19 protein-coding genes are annotated in these 16321 nt (G+C 32.5%); 13 read left to right on the top strand and 6 right to left on the bottom strand.

All coding sequences use genetic code 11. The features are described from left to right. Positions 1-87: 87 nt before the first annotated feature. Entirely contained in the window at positions 88-303 is a 216-nt protein-coding gene (locus tag MKO96_RS09540) for a hypothetical protein (protein WP_137014997.1), read from the bottom strand. Positions 304-1371: 1068 nt separating this feature from the next. Between MKO96_RS09540 and MKO96_RS09535 the strand changes: the two genes are divergently transcribed. The 4 genes from MKO96_RS09535 (at position 1372) to MKO96_RS09520 (ending at position 5567) form a co-directional block, all read left to right on the top strand. Beyond that, complete coding sequence (locus tag MKO96_RS09535; RefSeq protein ID WP_240587349.1) at positions 1372-3108, top strand: S-layer homology domain-containing protein; 1737 nt, start codon at positions 1372-1374, stop codon at positions 3106-3108. 98 nt (positions 3109-3206) lie between these two features. After that, positions 3207-3521: a PadR family transcriptional regulator gene (locus MKO96_RS09530; RefSeq protein ID WP_240587348.1), complete on the top strand. Its 315-nt coding sequence runs from the start codon at positions 3207-3209 to the stop codon at positions 3519-3521. 13 nt (positions 3522-3534) lie between these two features. Next, the gene (locus MKO96_RS09525) at positions 3535-4146 is read left to right on the top strand and encodes a DUF2812 domain-containing protein (protein WP_240587347.1); all 612 of its coding nucleotides are present in this window, start codon (positions 3535-3537) and stop codon (positions 4144-4146) included. Between the two features lie 257 nt (positions 4147-4403). Next, on the top strand, positions 4404-5567 hold the full coding sequence (locus MKO96_RS09520) for an S-layer homology domain-containing protein (protein WP_240587346.1): 1164 nt from the start codon (positions 4404-4406) through the stop codon (positions 5565-5567). 337 nt (positions 5568-5904) lie between these two features. On the opposite strand, the gene MKO96_RS09515 is transcribed toward MKO96_RS09520, so the two are convergent. After that, positions 5905-6012 (bottom strand): YjcZ family sporulation protein, encoded by a 108-nt coding sequence (locus MKO96_RS09515; protein WP_000505670.1) that lies wholly within the window; start codon positions 6010-6012, stop codon positions 5905-5907. Positions 6013-6318: 306 nt separating this feature from the next. Here MKO96_RS09515 and MKO96_RS09510 point away from each other — a divergent pair, with 306 nt between their 5' ends. Continuing rightward, on the top strand, positions 6319-6732 hold the full coding sequence (locus MKO96_RS09510; RefSeq protein WP_240587345.1) for a hypothetical protein: 414 nt from the start codon (positions 6319-6321) through the stop codon (positions 6730-6732). 53 nt (positions 6733-6785) lie between these two features. Here MKO96_RS09510 and MKO96_RS09505 read toward each other — a convergent pair whose 3' ends face one another. Next, complete coding sequence (locus MKO96_RS09505) at positions 6786-7274, bottom strand: hypothetical protein (protein WP_240587344.1); 489 nt, start codon at positions 7272-7274, stop codon at positions 6786-6788. Positions 7275-7618: 344 nt separating this feature from the next. Between MKO96_RS09505 and MKO96_RS09500 the strand changes: the two genes are divergently transcribed. The 3 genes from MKO96_RS09500 to MKO96_RS09490 all read left to right on the top strand — a co-directional run bounded on the left by MKO96_RS09500 (position 7619) and on the right by MKO96_RS09490 (position 8586). After that, positions 7619-8008, top strand: coding sequence for a YflT domain-containing protein (locus tag MKO96_RS09500; protein WP_000448809.1), 390 nt, complete (start codon positions 7619-7621; stop codon positions 8006-8008). A gap of 50 nt (positions 8009-8058) precedes the next feature. Further along, complete coding sequence (locus MKO96_RS09495; protein ID WP_240587343.1) at positions 8059-8259, top strand: CsbD family protein; 201 nt, start codon at positions 8059-8061, stop codon at positions 8257-8259. Between the two features lie 75 nt (positions 8260-8334). After that, entirely contained in the window at positions 8335-8586 is a 252-nt protein-coding gene (locus MKO96_RS09490) for a GlsB/YeaQ/YmgE family stress response membrane protein (protein ID WP_000522902.1), read from the top strand. 182 nt (positions 8587-8768) lie between these two features. Here the strand turns inward: MKO96_RS09490 and MKO96_RS09485 are convergent, their stop codons facing one another. Beyond that, positions 8769-8969 carry a methyltransferase gene (locus MKO96_RS09485; protein WP_044441846.1) on the bottom strand — a complete coding sequence of 67 codons (201 nt, stop codon included), beginning with the start codon at positions 8967-8969 and terminating at the stop codon, positions 8769-8771. Positions 8970-9166: 197 nt separating this feature from the next. Here MKO96_RS09485 and rsbV point away from each other — a divergent pair, with 197 nt between their 5' ends. From rsbV to MKO96_RS09460, 5 genes are all read left to right on the top strand, one after another. Next, entirely contained in the window at positions 9167-9505 is a 339-nt protein-coding gene (rsbV, locus tag MKO96_RS09480) for an anti sigma b factor antagonist RsbV (RefSeq protein ID WP_240587342.1), read from the top strand. Positions 9506-9511: 6 nt separating this feature from the next. Beyond that, positions 9512-9994 carry an anti-sigma B factor RsbW gene (rsbW, locus tag MKO96_RS09475; protein ID WP_002070735.1) on the top strand — a complete coding sequence of 161 codons (483 nt, stop codon included), beginning with the start codon at positions 9512-9514 and terminating at the stop codon, positions 9992-9994. Beyond that, entirely contained in the window at positions 9957-10733 is a 777-nt protein-coding gene (gene sigB, locus MKO96_RS09470) for an RNA polymerase sigma factor SigB (RefSeq protein ID WP_240587341.1), read from the top strand. Before rsbW ends, sigB begins: the two co-directional genes overlap by 38 nt. A 69-nt stretch (positions 10734-10802) precedes the next feature. After that, positions 10803-11243, top strand: coding sequence for a ferritin-like domain-containing protein (locus tag MKO96_RS09465; RefSeq protein ID WP_087979675.1), 441 nt, complete (start codon positions 10803-10805; stop codon positions 11241-11243). Between the two features lie 325 nt (positions 11244-11568). Continuing rightward, complete coding sequence (locus MKO96_RS09460) at positions 11569-12711, top strand: SpoIIE family protein phosphatase (protein ID WP_240587340.1); 1143 nt, start codon at positions 11569-11571, stop codon at positions 12709-12711. A gap of 39 nt (positions 12712-12750) precedes the next feature. Here the strand turns inward: MKO96_RS09460 and MKO96_RS09455 are convergent, their stop codons facing one another. Both MKO96_RS09455 and MKO96_RS09450 read right to left on the bottom strand, forming a co-directional pair. Next, entirely contained in the window at positions 12751-13608 is an 858-nt protein-coding gene (locus MKO96_RS09455) for a CheR family methyltransferase (RefSeq protein WP_240587339.1), read from the bottom strand. 16 nt (positions 13609-13624) lie between these two features. Next, complete coding sequence (locus MKO96_RS09450; RefSeq protein ID WP_240587338.1) at positions 13625-16315, bottom strand: response regulator; 2691 nt, start codon at positions 16313-16315, stop codon at positions 13625-13627. Positions 16316-16321 lie beyond the last annotated feature (6 nt).

The following is a 16321-nucleotide window of genomic DNA, read 5'->3' as shown; positions in this document are numbered from 1 at the left end:
GTAAGAACCCATAAACAAAAAAGTCGTATGTGCCTCAATATTAGAATTACATAAAAACGCTATTTTAATACAAAGCGAAATTGAAAGTTAGCAAGCAATACTTAAAAGAGTAAAAGCGGCAAATGCGTAAACTAATAAGCTACTAGTAGCAAGGAATTTTATAATTTCATTTGTAGAAATAATAGTTAAACATAGTGCTATAGATGCACCTATAAAGAATTGGTACTTCGTATGTATATTTGTAAGATTAATTATTACAAGTACAGTTAAGAAAAGTGAAATGAAGTTGAAATATCTTTTCATTGTCATATTTCCTTTCAATGTTCGATCTGTATTTATTATACCAGCCTGTACCAGTAATAACATACTTTGTAATGAATCTTAATAGAAATCTCATTTTGCTATAAATAAAAAGACGGTTGTTCCCACAACTACCTTTCAGTAAAGTAAAGCACTTTTTTAGAAATAAAATATGGATTATTTCTGAAAATGTTATAGGATATAATTCTAATTTTATAATTCAAGTGACGAGTTTAATTTATCCCACTATTTGCGGGGCTGATAATCAGTGGGGGATGAACAAAACCCCTACTGATTAAAGTTTCACTTTATAAGAAAGGAATGACTACATTATATGAAAACCTGTCTAACAAGGTTACATATAAAAGAGCAGCTAGCAATGGCTAACTGCTCAATACAAGGAGATACAGAGAAAACTAAATGAATTTTTTGGCATACAGCCTATCAACATTATGGACATAATATTGAGTTTTATTCGAAGGAATTCATGTTTTATAAATTAGATTATGATAGTCGGTATTCTTTTATTAAATAGCCAATAGCACTGATTACTATAAGAATGAAAAGAATAAGTTCTAGTGTAACTGGCATTTGTTTTATCCTAACTGCATTAATTTGTTACATTATGATTATAAGATGTTTTTTTATAGTTAGTGGTGAAAAATTCAATAAAACTATCTCTATATGAAAAAAGGTTCTGTTGTCTCCAACAGAACCTCTTCTAAAATGGCAAAGAGTAACTCTTACCTTACTCTTTGATAATAATATTACAGGAGTGTTAATGAAAATCCAAGGCTCCTTATATTGAGAAATAAAGAATAATTATTTTAAAGAATTTCAATATAAAATTAGAGATTACCATGAGGGGAGTTATAACGAGTTACTACCTATACATATTCATAAATAAAACAACATAATATTAATACGGAAAAATATAAAAATATGAGTTTTTGCATATTTCAAAACTTAATATTTCCTTCGAAAAATTTTAATAGTATAATATGTTTTGTCATATTATTTTAGATTTTTCAACAAAATATAAAAATAGAGAACGTATTGGGAGAAGGAATTATGTACAAAAAACTATTAAAATCAATTACATCATTAACACTTATTGGTGGCGCTTTATTGTATACAAATGGCAGTGATGTGAAAGCTGCTGAGGCGGGTATTTTTTCTGATGTTCCTACATCGCATTGGTCGTATCCCGCGATTAAAGATTTAGCGAGTAAAAATATTATTTCCGGTTATGGAAATGGGATATTTGGTTTTGGAGATGTTGCGACGAGAGAGCAAGTTGCAGCTTTAATTTATCGTGTGTTAGTACCGAATAAGCAAGGTGGTACGTTCAGTAATGAAGGTGCTCGTTACGTATTAAAAGATGGATCTACTTTAAATAATCCGTATCGAGATATTCGCTCAGGTTCAACATTGTTTCCAGAAGAGGTTTTAACGTTAACGAAATTAGGGGTTTTTAAAGGTGATGCAAACGGTGGATTTAGACCGAAAGACTCTGTTAGCCGCGCAGAAATGGCACAAATTCTTACAAACGCTTTCCATCTTTCTGCGAAACAAAAGCATACATTTAATGATGTTCCAAGTGGTTATTGGGGTGAAAATGCAATTAGTGCGGTGCAATCAAACGGGATTGCTTCTGGTACAGGCGAAGGGGGATTTGAGCCATATAGCACGGTAAAACGTGAACAGTATGCACAGTTTTTATATAATACTTTGAAATATAAAAAGCCTGAAGTTGCGGTGCAAAATACAGGGGATGCGGCATTATTAGCGGCATTTAAAGATGAAGTGCAAAAGCGTATTAATGCGTATGAAACGAATATTACACTTCCATATAAAACGAAAAATAGTGATCATGAAGAAGTAATGAAGACACTTTTCAATGCCTATAAAGAAGTCGCAAGTAAAAATGAGTATACAAATTATAATAGATCGAATGTTTCATATGGAATTTCTGGATCACCTGGAAATTATACGTTTACGTTAAAGATTACATATCGTGAAACGAAAGAACAAACGGAATATGTAATGAAGCAAGCAAAGGCAATCGTTTCTTCTATTACGCAAGTTGGAATGGATGATCACGAAAAAGTGAAGGCGATTCATGATTATGTCGTAAAGCATATTTCTTACGATACGTCTTATAAAGCTTACACAGCATATGAAGCACTCGTAAATCGTTCTGCAGTTTGCCAAGGTTACGCACTATTAACCTATCAATTATTAAAAGAAGCAGGTATTGAGAATCATTTTGTAGTAGGAACTGGAGACGGTCAGCCTCATGCTTGGAATTTAGTGAAAATCGAAAACAAATGGTATCACCTTGATACAACATTCGATGATCCAGTGCCAGATGAACAAGGCCGCGTTACGTATTCCTATTTCAACTTATCAGATGAGCAAATCGCAAGAAATCATGAGTGGAACCGAGGGGACTATCCGCAAGCTACAACAAATTATTATAGTACATTAACAAATAAAATTGCGGCAGGTGGTACGAAAATCCCTGCATATCAGCAAATATTAAAAGATACAAAGTTAAATTATTTAGGAAATGAATACATCGCAAATAACTATAATGAGTTCAAAAATAAAATGCAGCAACGTTATAACGAAAAATCACCAAAGATCGAAATCCTTTATAAACAATCAATGGATGGTGCATTGCAAGATGTGAAAAAAGTAATTGGAGAAATCGGTTATCCACAAGGGGCGAACCGTGTTTCTTATAAAGCTGAGCCGTATAATGCAAAAGAAGGATATTCTTTAGTGACGATTACGTTTATGTAAGAAACAACCTAGATCATATGAGATCTAGGTTGTTTTTTTATAACTTAATTTGACATATACAGTTTAACTATATATTTATCGTTACATTGGAGGTCTTTATGAATAGAGATAAAAATTTACCATTAACGGAAACAACGTATTACGTTCTTTTAGCTTTATTAGAGCCAGCTCATGGATATTTAATTATGCAAACGGTGGAGGAACTGAGTAATCATCAAGTAAAAATCGCAGCGGGTACATTGTATGGTGCGGTTGAAAATTTATTAAAACAAGGGTTAATAGAATCGGTAAAAAGTGAAGATAAACGAAGAAAAGTGTATGTCATTACGGAACGTGGGAAAGAAGTATTGCACTTAGACTTTATGAGAATGCAACACATTATTGAGGTTACAAAGAGTTTATTACACGTATAGTTAGGGGGAAACGATGATGTGGAGATTGAAATTCTTTTTAGACTTTGAGAAAGAGGAAAAATGGTTAGAAGAGATGGCTTGGAAAGGCTATCAACTAGAAAGCAATACATTTGGTTATACATTTAGATATACAGAGCCGGAAGATGCGAAGATTAGAATAGATCATAGAGTATTTAGTAGAAAAAGTGAATTTATTAATTACTGCACATTATTTGAAGATAGTGGCTGGGAGCATATAGCTGGTAATCGTTGGTCAGGTACGTACTATTTTAAAAAGATAAATGAAGAAAGTGAAGATGACATTTTTTCAGATCAAATGTCACGAGCAGGGAAATATAAACGTCTATCTAAAACATTTTTAGAATTAGCAATCTGTTATTTGCCGATATTATTTCTATTTATGTATAGTAATACGATGAATTTAGGAGCGTTTGTAAATCCGAAAGAACTATATTTGACGCCTGGATTATGGGATAAGCAAGGCGTATCATTTCTATGGTCATTTTTATTTGAAACGCCATTTGCATTAATGAGAGGACTTTTTTTGACATTTATCCCTGTTGTGACATGTATGTTTTTCATTTGCTCTTATAAAGCAAATCGGTTGTATGAAGAGAGAAGATGATAGGAGAAATCCCCTTAGAGCTGACGCTTTGAGGGGATTTTTTGAGTTCGTAAATGGTATCTTTTTAAAATGGATAAAGGGAAAGAATGTGCATTGGAAACAAGTTATTATAATTTTTGTAAACAATATTAGATGGAATAATATTCTTGAAATATCCAAAATTAACCTACATTTAAAATCTTTATATGTTAATATTGAAAAAGGTGTGTGTAATATTCTTTGTGAACACGCTATGTTAAGGATAAGGGGATTCAATTATGAATTTTAAACAACTAATCTTGGCGGGGACAGTTATTGCATCAACAACACTAACTCCCCTAACAAATGTACAAGCAGAAAACAAGATAGGATTTAAAGATGTTCCTGTAAACCATTGGTCTTATAAAGCAATTATGGATTTACAAGAGAGAAATATTGTAGCTGGTTATGGAAACGGAATGTTTGGTTTTGGTGATAGTATTACACGTGGACAAGTAGCTAGAATGATATATCTTTACTTGAATCCAGCAGATGAACCTAATGCACCAAACACTTTTACTGATATTAAAGGTCATATGTTTGAAAAAGAAATTTTAAGTCTTAGTAAAACAGGTATTATGAGTGGATTCGGCGACGGCACATTTGGTCCGGATAATATTTTAACACGCGAACAATTGGCTGCTGTATTAACAAGGGCTTTTAACTTAAAAGCAACATCTACTACCACTTTCAAAGATGTAAATAAAAATTACTGGGCAACAAACGCTATTAGTGCATTACAAGAAAATAAAATTACTGCTGGTACGGGCGATAATATGTTTGAGCCTAACAGTATCGTAACTCGTGAGCAGTATGCACAATTCTTATACAATGCAATTATTAAATCCGAAAAACCAGAAAAAGAGCCTGAGTCAAAGCCTACTGTTATCCCGCAAGAGTTAGCAGACGATGATATTTATTATTACGAAGGTTGGATGGAGAACTCATCTGTATTGAAAAAATCTGTATCTAAGGAAGCACAAAATCTTGTTACTGAAATTAATGCAAAATATAATGTGAATTTAAAGTACAGTGATATAGGAGGTCCATCTTCAGAAGTATTTTTAAAAACTCCTACCTTAAGAGGATTTGCTGATTTCGGTAGCAATTTCTATGTACGTGGTAATAATGAGAATGACTTTTTTGTCATGTTTGTAATTGATAACGCTAAAGATGACAAATCATTAATAGAGTTAGCCAAAAAATGGATTAGCATGATAAATCCGAACTTAGATTTAAGTAAAGAAATTGATACACGATTAGCTTCTAATGTAGAAAAAGATGAATATGATGTAGGGGATACACACAAGCTTATGATAGAAAAAAATAATCTTAAAATAGATATAAGCTTAACTTCACAATTTTATAATAGTGATCAAATGTTTATTAAAGTCTATAAATAAAAGAGGGGTGAGATTTCACTCCTTTTTTATTTGTACTTTCTCTACTTTTATCCTGTTATTTATTAGCTTTAACTTTAATAGCTATGTAGAAGGATTTGGCTCATTTTTTGCTTTGGGATATTTTTAAATTTTAGCTTGATGGGCACGGAGCATGCCTACAATTTAGAATTTACTACATGCATTGTCGTGAATATGTATAATTACATAAAAATTCAGAGGAAAAGAGAGTATACTTTCTTATTGTGTAATAAAGATAAAACCCACCTACGGAAATAGGTGGGTTTTTTTACATATGAAGAAAAGACACTCACATAAGAGTGTCTTTTCCGATAGTTTTTTAGCAGAAGCAAGCAGCTCCAACGATGATTAATAAAATAAACAATACAACTAATAAAGCAAATCCTCCAGCGAAGCCACAGCCGCCACAACTACCACCAAAGCCTATAACAGTTCCTCCTTTTAATAGGAGGGGAAAACCAAAGGTTCACTCATGTGTTTTAACGGATTCAATTTATTTTATACTTTTACGAATGAATGGAGCAGGTCCTTTTCAAAATAGATTTATTCTTAGAAGGAGTTCAAGGGCAAAATAGGAGAATCTATATTATTCTTTAAGAGGGAAGAAATGACAAACCAAATATCCAAAAATATAGATAGAAATCCGCTTTTATCCCTTTCACTAAAATAATACTAGCATTATATATTATAAGGAATACTTGTCCTTAATTGTAAATGAAAGGGGGGAATTGATATGAGTTATGGCTATGGTCATCCTCCTGGAAAATGTTATAAACATCACAATGAAACTTTGTCGACGGGTATATTACGTAGACATTCCGCTACGTTGTTTCTTACTGTGGAAGCTATGAATGTTGATCCAGATGATACTCATACAGTAACTGTTGAAATGTTTGATTGGTCATCGGGTTCTCCGGTATTGTTACCATTAGTAGACCCTTCAACACAAATATTGGCACCTAATCGATATGTTACTTTTCGTTCAGCAGCTCTTCCTCCAGGACTTTTTGCTTATGAAGTAAGAATCATTCGTCCAAAAGATAGAGATGTTGTTACTAATGTTTTTGGTCTTAGTGCAATAGTATTTAATCCACAAGAAGGAAATAATGTTTTGCAACATGATTTAGCAAAATTAGACCTTAAATAGCTTTTATAAAAGTTTATTTATTGGACAGGATTAAAAAAGAGTAGGATGTAATCCTACTCTTTTTTTACATCAATTATATTAGAATTTTTTAAAAAATCCTTCATCATTTTCGCGTCTTTAATGTTCATTGTCACACCTTCAACTTTATCTTTCTTCTCATCTTTAGTAATCGTAACTTGCTCCTTATTATCAACCCACACAAGAAACTCTTCTTTTGCGTCATCTTTATATGTAACGGTAATAGTAGAATGTACAGATTCTCTCTTTTTTTGATCTAGTGTGATTGCTTTAGGGGTGCCTTTTTGAACTGCTGAAACGATTGATTGTATCATTTCTTCGTTGTCTGTTTGAGATTTTGAAACGTTGTTATTTGTCGTGCTAAGTATTTCAATATCTGTAATATTTGCAGAGTTTAATTGAAAGGTATTTTGTGTATGTTCTTGCTTAGCTTGTGGAGATTTGTCTGTATCTGAGGTGCTTGTACAGCCTATTAAAGTGAAAGATAGAGCGGTTAGAGTGCATATAGATATGATTTTTTTCATAGTATCCCTCCTTATGTTCAATTATAACAATTTTCTGTTAATTTAGGTAGTTATTGTAAGTAGATTTATCCCGCTTTAATGGGCAGTAAGACCCCCACCTCAAAATGCAGCGAAAGCAAAGAAGTTAGGTGGGGGATCAACTGCCCATAAAAGTCCGATTGGTTCAATTAATAATCAGTGGGGGATGAAGAAAACCCCCATTGATTAAAGTTTCACTTTATTCTACTAGTTTTAGGGTAGAAAAAATTCTCATAACTTTTTTCATATTTTATGTTTAATATTTCGAAAATGGGTGTATTACATATAATATAACAAATAATTCATTTTAGAGGAGGAAGTTAAAGATGGAAACGAAGTATAGTAAACCTTTTGTATATGAATTTATTACGGAGAAAGAGGTCATGAATGCGGCGAATGATCTAGTAAAGAAAGGAATAGACCAAAAAGATATTTACGTATTAACACATGAGAAAGAAAGGACAGATAGAATCGCAGACAATGCAGACGTGAATACAATTGGAATAAAAGAGGAGGGACTTGGGACAAGCATTATTAACGTCTTTCAAAAAACGGGAGATCAGTTAAGAAATAAGATGCAAGAGTTAGGACTTAATGAGGAAGAAGCTAACTTTTATGAAGAAAAACTGGATGAAGGAAAAATCTTGTTATTCGTTAAGGATTTAGAAAGAGTCGGTGAATGGTTACAAGAAAGAAGATGCACGTATTCTATTTAAATTTGTATCCTTAAAATCTATAAATCTATTACGAAAAGGAGATTGAAAATATGAGTGGGAGCGGGCTAAAAGAACAAATTACGGGTAAGGTTGAAAAGAAAAAGGGCGAAGTAAAAGAAGGAATTGGTGAAGTTACAGAGGATAGAGAGTTGAAAAATGAAGGGAAGTGGGAGAAGACAAAAGGAACTATAAAAGAAAAAGTCGGAAAAGTGAAACAAAAGATAAATGATGGATTGGATCATAAAGAATAATACATGTTTATCAAGCTTTGGTTACATATCAAAGCTTGATAAATCCATTATAAAAATAATATAGGAGGTCTAATTGTGGGACTTATTATTACGTGTATTGTAGGTGGACTTATTGGGGCGTTAGCTGGAATGATTACAGGAAAAGACTTTCCTTTAGGTATAGTTGGTAATGTTATTGCCGGATTAATCGGATCTTGGGTAGGTAGTGCCTTATTTGGTCACTGGGGCCCTGAATGGGGAGGCATCTTTATTCTTCCAGCTTTATTAGGTGCAATCGTCTTTATTTTAATCGTTACATTCTTTTCTAGAATGCTGCGGAAAGCGTAAGTATGATAATGAATAGTAATCTTAAGTTTGTTATATGTGACTATAAGGTTAATAAGCTCATAAAAATACATAAAAAAAGCATCCAATTAAACTAATTTGGATGCTTTTTTTATGTATTTTACATAGGAATGAGTGGAGGATGAAGAACCCCCACTCATTAAAATTACACTTTCTATTATGTATTAAGCTATCGTTACCTTTTTACAATTATTTATTCTTACGACCTGCCTTGGTTCTATATGAGATAAGTCGTCGCTATTACCTATATCAACTACAATTGTATTCGTTAGTATGTTAATAATGGAACCAATTAATTTTGTAGCATGATCGTGTCGATAAGAAAATTGAACAAAATCTCCCTTTTTAAAGTTGTGCTCTTCCATAGATAGATCCCCCTAAAAATAATGTTTATACATTATACATACACAAATTTATAAGGTTTAAACATTAGGTAGTATTTTTTTTAGTGTTAAGCTGAGAAAGGTGTAGAAAATTTATTTATAATTAAAATGAAAAAATATGTTTAAAACTAATTTTTATGGGTAATTAAATAGTAGTAGTTTGAGATAAGGGGGCGGAAATGATGAATTTGGCAATAAATATTTTGCAAAATGATTTAGGTTATACAGTACAACTTAATGGTGAGATTGATGCGTATACGGCATCAGATTTAAAAAATAAGGTAATGCCTATTGCAAGTGAGAAAGAGGTTTATATAGTAGTAGATTTTAATAAGGTAGATTATATGGATAGTACAGGTTTAGGCGTTTTTATAGCGCTATTAAAAGCAGTTAAGAAAAATGATGGGAAACTAGAGTTTATTGGTGTATCTAAAAGGTTAAAAAGATTATTCGATATTACAGGACTAACAGAAATATTAAATTTGAATTCAGATTTTGAAAAAGTAGAAAGAAGGTGACTAGGGATGATGGAGAAATTTGAAAAGATAGAAATGAAAATTCCTGCAAAAGCAGAATATGTGGCTATTATTCGTTTAACAATGGCTGGTGTTGCGAATCGAATGGGCTTTGCTTATGACGATATAGAAGATATGAAAATTGCTATTAGTGAAGCATGTACAAACATTGTACAACATGCATATAAAGAAGACGTTGGAGAGATTACAATTGTCTTTGGTCTATATGAAGATCGATTAGAAATTATGGTTGCGGATAATGGAGTTAGCTTTGATTTTAGCACCTTAAAAAGTAAAGTTGGTCCGTATGATATTAATAAACCAGTAGAACATTTGCCGGAAAATGGTTTAGGTTTATATTTAATAAATACGTTAATGGATGATATACAAATTATGCATGATGAGGGCATGACAGTTTTAATGACAAAATATATACAAAGAGAGCAGGTGGAGAATGATGGAAATCCAATCTCAACCTACGAATCTTACTAAAGAAGACGTTATTAAATTAATTGCAGAATTCCAAGAAAACCAATGTGATGAAGCACAGGAAAGACTGGTTAATCATTATAAAAATCTCGTACATTCCATTGCATATCGTTATTCAAAAGGTGGGCCTATGCATGAGGATATTATACAAGTAGGAATGTTAGGGCTCTTAGGCGCAATAAGAAGGTATGATTATTCGATAGGGAATGCTTTTGAGCCGTTTGCAATACCTACGATAGTAGGGGAAATAAAGAAGTATTTACGTGATAAAACTTGGGGCATTCATGTTCCAAGGCGAATTAAAGATTTAGGCGGAAAGATTAAACTTGCGATAGAGGAGCTAACAGATCAACTGCAACGTTCACCGAAGATTATAGAGATTGCGGATCATTTAGGACTATCCGAAGAGGAAGTGCTAGAAATTATGGATGCGAAAAATAATTATCGAGTATCTTCCTTAGATGATGTAGTTGAAAATTCATCTGATGGAAGTTCGGTAGCGAGAATTGAATCTGTAGGTGAAGTAGAGCAAGGATATGAAGAGACAGAAAGACGTCTCGTTTTAAAGGATATTTTTAACGTATTAAATGAGACAGAAAAGAGTGTTATTCATTATATATTTGGAGAAAATTTAAATCAAAAAGATACAGGGGAACGGTTAGGTATTTCACAAATGCACGTTTCTCGTATTAAAAGACAAGCGATAAGTAAATTGAAGCAAGCAGCGTTTTTAGATACATAAAAATTTTAAAGAATTATGTTTAAAACATGAGAAAAGGGGTAGTTATTAAGTATAGGAGGAGATATGAAAATGTCACACGATGTGAAAGAACTAATCAAAGGATTGAATGAAGATTTAGCAGGAGAATACTCAGCAATTATTATGTATAACCATAATGCAGCTACAGTTTCTGGTATATATAGACAAGTGTTAAAGCCTTTCTTTGAATCTGAAATTAGTGATGAACAAGGACATGCCCTATATTTAGCGGAGAAAATTCAGACGCTAGGTGGTACACCTACTACAATCCCTTTACCAGTGAAACAAGTAGAAGATGTTAGAGAAATGTTAGAATCCGCTAGACAATCAGAATATGAAACAATTAAGCGTTATGAAATGAGAAAAGAACAGGCAGCGAAATTAAATATGACAGAGTTAGTTGTAAAGTTAGAAGATATGATCGCAGATGAAACAAATCATATGGAAGAATTAGATCGCCTTTTAAATGACAAAGCGATGGTGTTAAATTAATAGTGGAAATTTACCCCACTTTAATGGGCAGTAAGACCCCCACCTCAAAATGCAGCGAAAGCAAAGAATTTAGGTGGGGGATCAACTGCCCATAAAAGTCCGATTGGTTCAACTAATAATCAGTTGGGGATGAAGAAAACCCCCACTGATTAAAGTTTCACTTTATAGAGTGAAAGAACAAACCCTCATTTCTAGGGGGTTTGTTCTTTTGCTGTATAAATATGTTTGAGTAGGAAATTTTCATTTTGTAACTGAGTATGCAATACTAGAAAAATAGAAAATGATAATAGATTTACATTTTAAATAAGAAAAGGGGAAATAACTTGTGTCCATTTTAATTGTCGATGATAATCCGGTTAACATTTTTGTAATTGAAAAAATTTTAAAACAAGCCGGATATCAGGATCTTGTATCGCTTAATTCTGCACAAGAGCTTTTCGAATACATCCATTTTGGAAAAGATTCTTCCAGGCATAATGAAATTGATTTAATACTATTAGATATTATGATGCCTGAAATTGACGGACTTGAAGTTTGTAGGCGATTACAAAATGAGGAGAAGTGTAAAGATATTCCTATTATTTTTGTAACAGCTTTAGAAGATGCGAATAAATTAGCTGAAGCGCTTGATATAGGCGCAATGGATTATATTACGAAACCTATAAATAAAGTTGAATTGTTAGCGCGTATGCGTGTAGCATTACGCTTGAAATCGGAATTAAATTGGCATAAAGAACAAGAAGAAAACCTTCGTAATGAATTAGATTTAGCTACACAAGTACAAAGAAACTTATTAAGTAGCCCATTAAGAGAAGATCATATAAAAATTGAAGCAAGTTACTTACCTTCATTCAAACTAGCTGGAGATATGTATTATTGGTATAAAATCGATGAAAACCGCTACGGTATTATATTATTAGATGTGATGGGACATGGTATATCTGCTTCATTAGTTTGTATGTTTATCTCGTCTGTATTACGTGAATCGATTAAATGTTTAATCGATCCAGAACTTGTCATTAAAGACTTAAATAAATATATGACTCTTTTACATAATGAGAATGACAATATTCCATATTATTTTACAGCGATATACTTAGTAGTTGATACAGAAAAGAGAACAATTGAATATGTAAATGCAGGACATCCTTCTGGGTACGTTTTAGTTGATGAAGCGAGTGTAGTGGAACTAAATCGTGGGAGTTGTGCGGTAGGATTTTTTGATGAAATAAAAGTTGAAAAGACTGTTATACCTTTTGAGAAGAACGCTCAAATAGTATTGTTTACAGATGGTGTGCTTGAAACAATTGCAAATGATGAATTTGAGTCTGAAGAGAAATTACGTGCTTTTACAGAAAGAAGATGGGGTGATTTAGAAGAAGAGATAGAAGGGTTTTATAAGGAAGAACAGAAGAAAACACAATCAGATGATATGTGTCTAATTATGATACAAACGAATGCGAAATAAAAAGCGTATGAAATCCAAACAGAGGATTTCATACGCTTTTTATTGTATTTTTTGATAGATTTGTTCGTTAGGATTAAACTGGATATAATGCGGCATTATATGTGAAAAACGAAGAGTTTCTTTATTCCCTAAACATAGGAATCCATTGTGGCCTAAACTTTCATAAAATAGTTGCTGTACTTGGTTTTGAAGTTTACTTGTAAAGTAAATTAAAACGTTACGGCAAAGTATAATATGAAATTCGTTAAAAGATTGATCAGTTACTAAATTATGCTGCGCAAAAATAATGTTTTGTAACAGGGATGGATTAAAATAAGCAAAACGACTATCTGCTGAATAATAGTTAGAAAATGCTTGTGTACCGCCAGCTTGTAAATAGTTTTTCGTATAAGTTTGCATTTTATTTAACGGAAGGATACCTTGTTTTGCTTTTTCTAACACATTTGTATTCATATCTGTTGCGTAAATAACAGCTTTTTCACTTAATCCTTCTTCGTGAAGTAAGATGGACATTGATAATACTTCTTCACCGGTTGCACATCCAGCATGCCAAATTCTAATTTCAGGATACTTTTTTAATTCAGGAATCACATGCTCTCTTAGCGCTTTAAAAAAGTTAGGGTTACGGAACATTTCAGTTACGTTAATGGAAAAATCATTTAATAACTGTTCTAAAAACCCTTCCTCATGAATTACTTTTTCAATTAACTTTGAAATGGTTGGGATATTAGAGAGCTGCATTCGATTACAAATTCTTCTATAAATAGATGTGCGAGCATATTGGCGGAAATCGAAGCCAGATAGTTTAAATATCGCTTCCAATAGTAATTCAATTTCTAAGTTTGTGCGCTTATCCATATCTACAGATGGATCAAAATTATAATACTTATTTTCCACTTAAACTAAACCTCACTTATTTTATTAACCATACACTCATTACCGAATAGAGTTGATGTAAATTTAATGGTTTACTTATATAATCTGAAGCGCCAGCAGATAAACATTTTTCTTTATCATTTGGCATTGCTTTAGCAGTTAATGCGATAATAGGTATTTCATGTAACCCTAAGTTCATTCGGATATGTTCCATCGTTTCATAACCGTCCATATTCGGCATCATAATATCCATTAAAATAAGGTCAATAGTTGTATTGTTTTTTAGTATTTCTAAACACTCTATGCCGTTTTGTGCAGTAATAATGTTGGCATGTTGTTTTTCTAATGCATTTTGTAATGCAAATATATTTCGATGGTCATCATCGACAATTAAAATAGTTTTCTCTTGGAAGACGTTATTTGTTTCTGATGTCACGATAGTTTCCTCAACAACTTCAGGAGGAATAACATCTTCTATCGTTGCTGCGACTTCTAAATTGGATACTTGTATATCAGTTAACCCATTTGGAAGGTTAGGGATATATACGGTGAAAGTACTGCCTTCTCCTACATTACTCTCTAACGTAATCCAACCACCTAATAATCTAGCAAACTCTTTACAAATAGATAACCCTAAGCCTGTACCACCATATTTTCGAATCGTTGCGCCATCGGCCTGTTGAAAGGCTTCGAAAATGAGTTGGTGCTGTTCTGTAGCGATACCAATACCAGTATCTTTTACCGAAACTGTAATCCAATCTTTACTTATAGACTGCATTTCATTACTCAAGTTGGTTGTTTCTATCGAATTGAAATGTAAAGAAACGGATCCTTTTTCTGTGAATTTAAATGCATTGGATAATAAGTTTTTAATAATTTGCTCAATCCGTTTTGCATCTGTATAAAATAGATCAGGAATCGTATCACTGTCTTCAATCATAAATTCAACATTTTTTTGTGCAGCTATATGTAAAAAGTTTTGATGCATATTTGCTGCCATATCACTTATGTTCGTTGCTTCAAAAATCACATCTAGTTTTCCGGCTTCTACTTTAGATAAATCTAGTATGTCATTAATTAAAGTAAGTAAATCTTTTCCTGATGAATGAATAACGGTTGCTAATTCAATTTCATCATCGGATAAATGATTATCATGATTTTCTCTTAACATTTCAGATAATAGTAAAATACTATTTAACGGTGTGCGTAATTCATGTGACATATTTGCTAGAAATTCTGATTTGTATTTTGAGCTACGTAATAACTCACTTGCTTTTTCTTCTAATTCTGATTTAGTAATTTGTAAGTCAGCTGTCTTTTGCTCGGCCTCTTCCGTTCTAGACTCTAGTTGTTCATTCGTTGTTCTTAATTCTTCGGCTTGCATTTGTAGTTCTTCAGCTTGCGTTTGCAATTCTTCTGATTGAACTTGCAACTCTTCTGTCATTGCTTGTGATTCATGTAAAAGAGTTTGAATTCGCATACGTCCGATAATACTATGGATCGTTAAACCTAGGTTATCAACAGTTTGTTGAATTAAATCTTGATGTAAGTCTGAAATCTCAGTTACACTTACTAACTCCATTACTGCAATCACTTCATCTTCAAATAAGATAGGGACGACCAGTAGGTTTTGAGGGCGTATTTCTAATAAGCCGCTAGTGACATAACGAAATTCTTCTGGTATTTCTCGAAGAATAAAGCTTTGTTTTTCTAAAGCACATTGCCCAATTAAACCTTCACCCATTTTAATGGATTGTTTTCCAACATCAGAACCTTGATCGGCGAAAGAAGCTTTCTTCACATAGTAGACAGTGTCTTCAATTTCTTCACGTACATAGAATGCACCGCAAGAAGTTTGCGTTTTTTGTATAATTCCACTAAGAATTTTGTTACCTAACATCTCAATAGAAGGTACACCTTGATACATTAAAATTAATTCTGCAAGCTCGGTTTGTAACCACTCTCTTTTAGATATTTCGTCTAGTAGATGGTTCGTTGTATGAGCAAGATCTTTTATTTCATCCCGCGTGTTTACATGAATTCTTTCCGTAATTTTTTCTTTCGAAGAAATGGATTTAATAACTTGAATTACGTTTTTAATCGTTTTTGTAATGGAATTCGAAATATAGAGTGAAATGATAATGGAAATACAAGAAAGTAAGAACAATAAACTGTATAACCAAATCTCTAATTTATTATTTTCAGTATCTAATTGTGCAGCTCTTTTTTTCGTTAGTTGCTCCTCTACACCACGGAAGTTAGTTATCTGCGATTGTAATGACTGAATTTGAGTCGTATCGATTGCTTGTACGTTATTACTATTGTGATTTGTAATGAATGGGTGAATCTCTTTATTAATCCAACTATTGATGTTTTCATTAATCTGTTTTAATTTTTCTTGCTGAGAGGGGTTATCCTCTAATAGAGCAAAAAGATCTTGATAATGTTTTTCGTAATCCTTTTCTGCAGCGTTAAGGGATTGGACGTAATTTGGGTTATTAGAAATGATAAATCCTTTCGCTTTATTTTCAATTGTTAGCAATTCTTTCTCCACTTGATTCGTTAAATTAAGAACTTTAAAATCGTGATCAATAATAAAATTACGAGATTTTTGTAAACTGGAAATCTCATTGTTTAGCATAATGAAAGAAATAAGTAAGAACAAAATGATAACTAAATAACCAGCCATAATTTTGTAGCGAATACTAAATTTTGCTTTCGAGTTCATTAAAAA

The organism is Bacillus sp. ES1-5 (genome assembly GCF_022487605.1).
Lineage (GTDB): Bacteria > Bacillota > Bacilli > Bacillales > Bacillaceae_G > Bacillus_A > Bacillus_A wiedmannii.
Note: the sequence above shows the minus strand (reverse complement) of the source record. Positions and strands in the feature narration are given on the sequence as shown.

Bases quoted from the DNA above. Each gene is read 5' to 3' on its own strand.
- MKO96_RS09540 (WP_137014997.1), bottom strand. From the start codon at position 303: ATGAAAAGATATTTCAACTTCATTTCACTTTTCTTAACTGTACTTGTA.
- MKO96_RS09535 (WP_240587349.1), top strand. From the start codon at position 1,372: ATGTACAAAAAACTATTAAAATCAATTACATCATTAACACTTATTGGT.
- MKO96_RS09530 (WP_240587348.1), top strand. From the start codon at position 3,207: ATGAATAGAGATAAAAATTTACCATTAACGGAAACAACGTATTACGTT.
- MKO96_RS09525 (WP_240587347.1), top strand. From the start codon at position 3,535: ATGATGTGGAGATTGAAATTCTTTTTAGACTTTGAGAAAGAGGAAAAA.
- MKO96_RS09520 (WP_240587346.1), top strand. From the start codon at position 4,404: ATGAATTTTAAACAACTAATCTTGGCGGGGACAGTTATTGCATCAACA.
- MKO96_RS09510 (WP_240587345.1), top strand. From the start codon at position 6,319: ATGAGTTATGGCTATGGTCATCCTCCTGGAAAATGTTATAAACATCAC.
- MKO96_RS09505 (WP_240587344.1), bottom strand. From the start codon at position 7,274: ATGAAAAAAATCATATCTATATGCACTCTAACCGCTCTATCTTTCACT.
- MKO96_RS09500 (WP_000448809.1), top strand. From the start codon at position 7,619: ATGGAAACGAAGTATAGTAAACCTTTTGTATATGAATTTATTACGGAG.
- MKO96_RS09495 (WP_240587343.1), top strand. From the start codon at position 8,059: ATGAGTGGGAGCGGGCTAAAAGAACAAATTACGGGTAAGGTTGAAAAG.
- MKO96_RS09485 (WP_044441846.1), bottom strand. From the start codon at position 8,969: ATGGAAGAGCACAACTTTAAAAAGGGAGATTTTGTTCAATTTTCTTAT.
- rsbV (WP_240587342.1), top strand. From the start codon at position 9,167: ATGATGAATTTGGCAATAAATATTTTGCAAAATGATTTAGGTTATACA.
- rsbW (WP_002070735.1), top strand. From the start codon at position 9,512: ATGATGGAGAAATTTGAAAAGATAGAAATGAAAATTCCTGCAAAAGCA.
- sigB (WP_240587341.1), top strand. From the start codon at position 9,957: ATGATGGAAATCCAATCTCAACCTACGAATCTTACTAAAGAAGACGTT.
- MKO96_RS09465 (WP_087979675.1), top strand. From the start codon at position 10,803: ATGTCACACGATGTGAAAGAACTAATCAAAGGATTGAATGAAGATTTA.
- MKO96_RS09450 (WP_240587338.1), bottom strand. From the start codon at position 16,315: ATGAACTCGAAAGCAAAATTTAGTATTCGCTACAAAATTATGGCTGGT.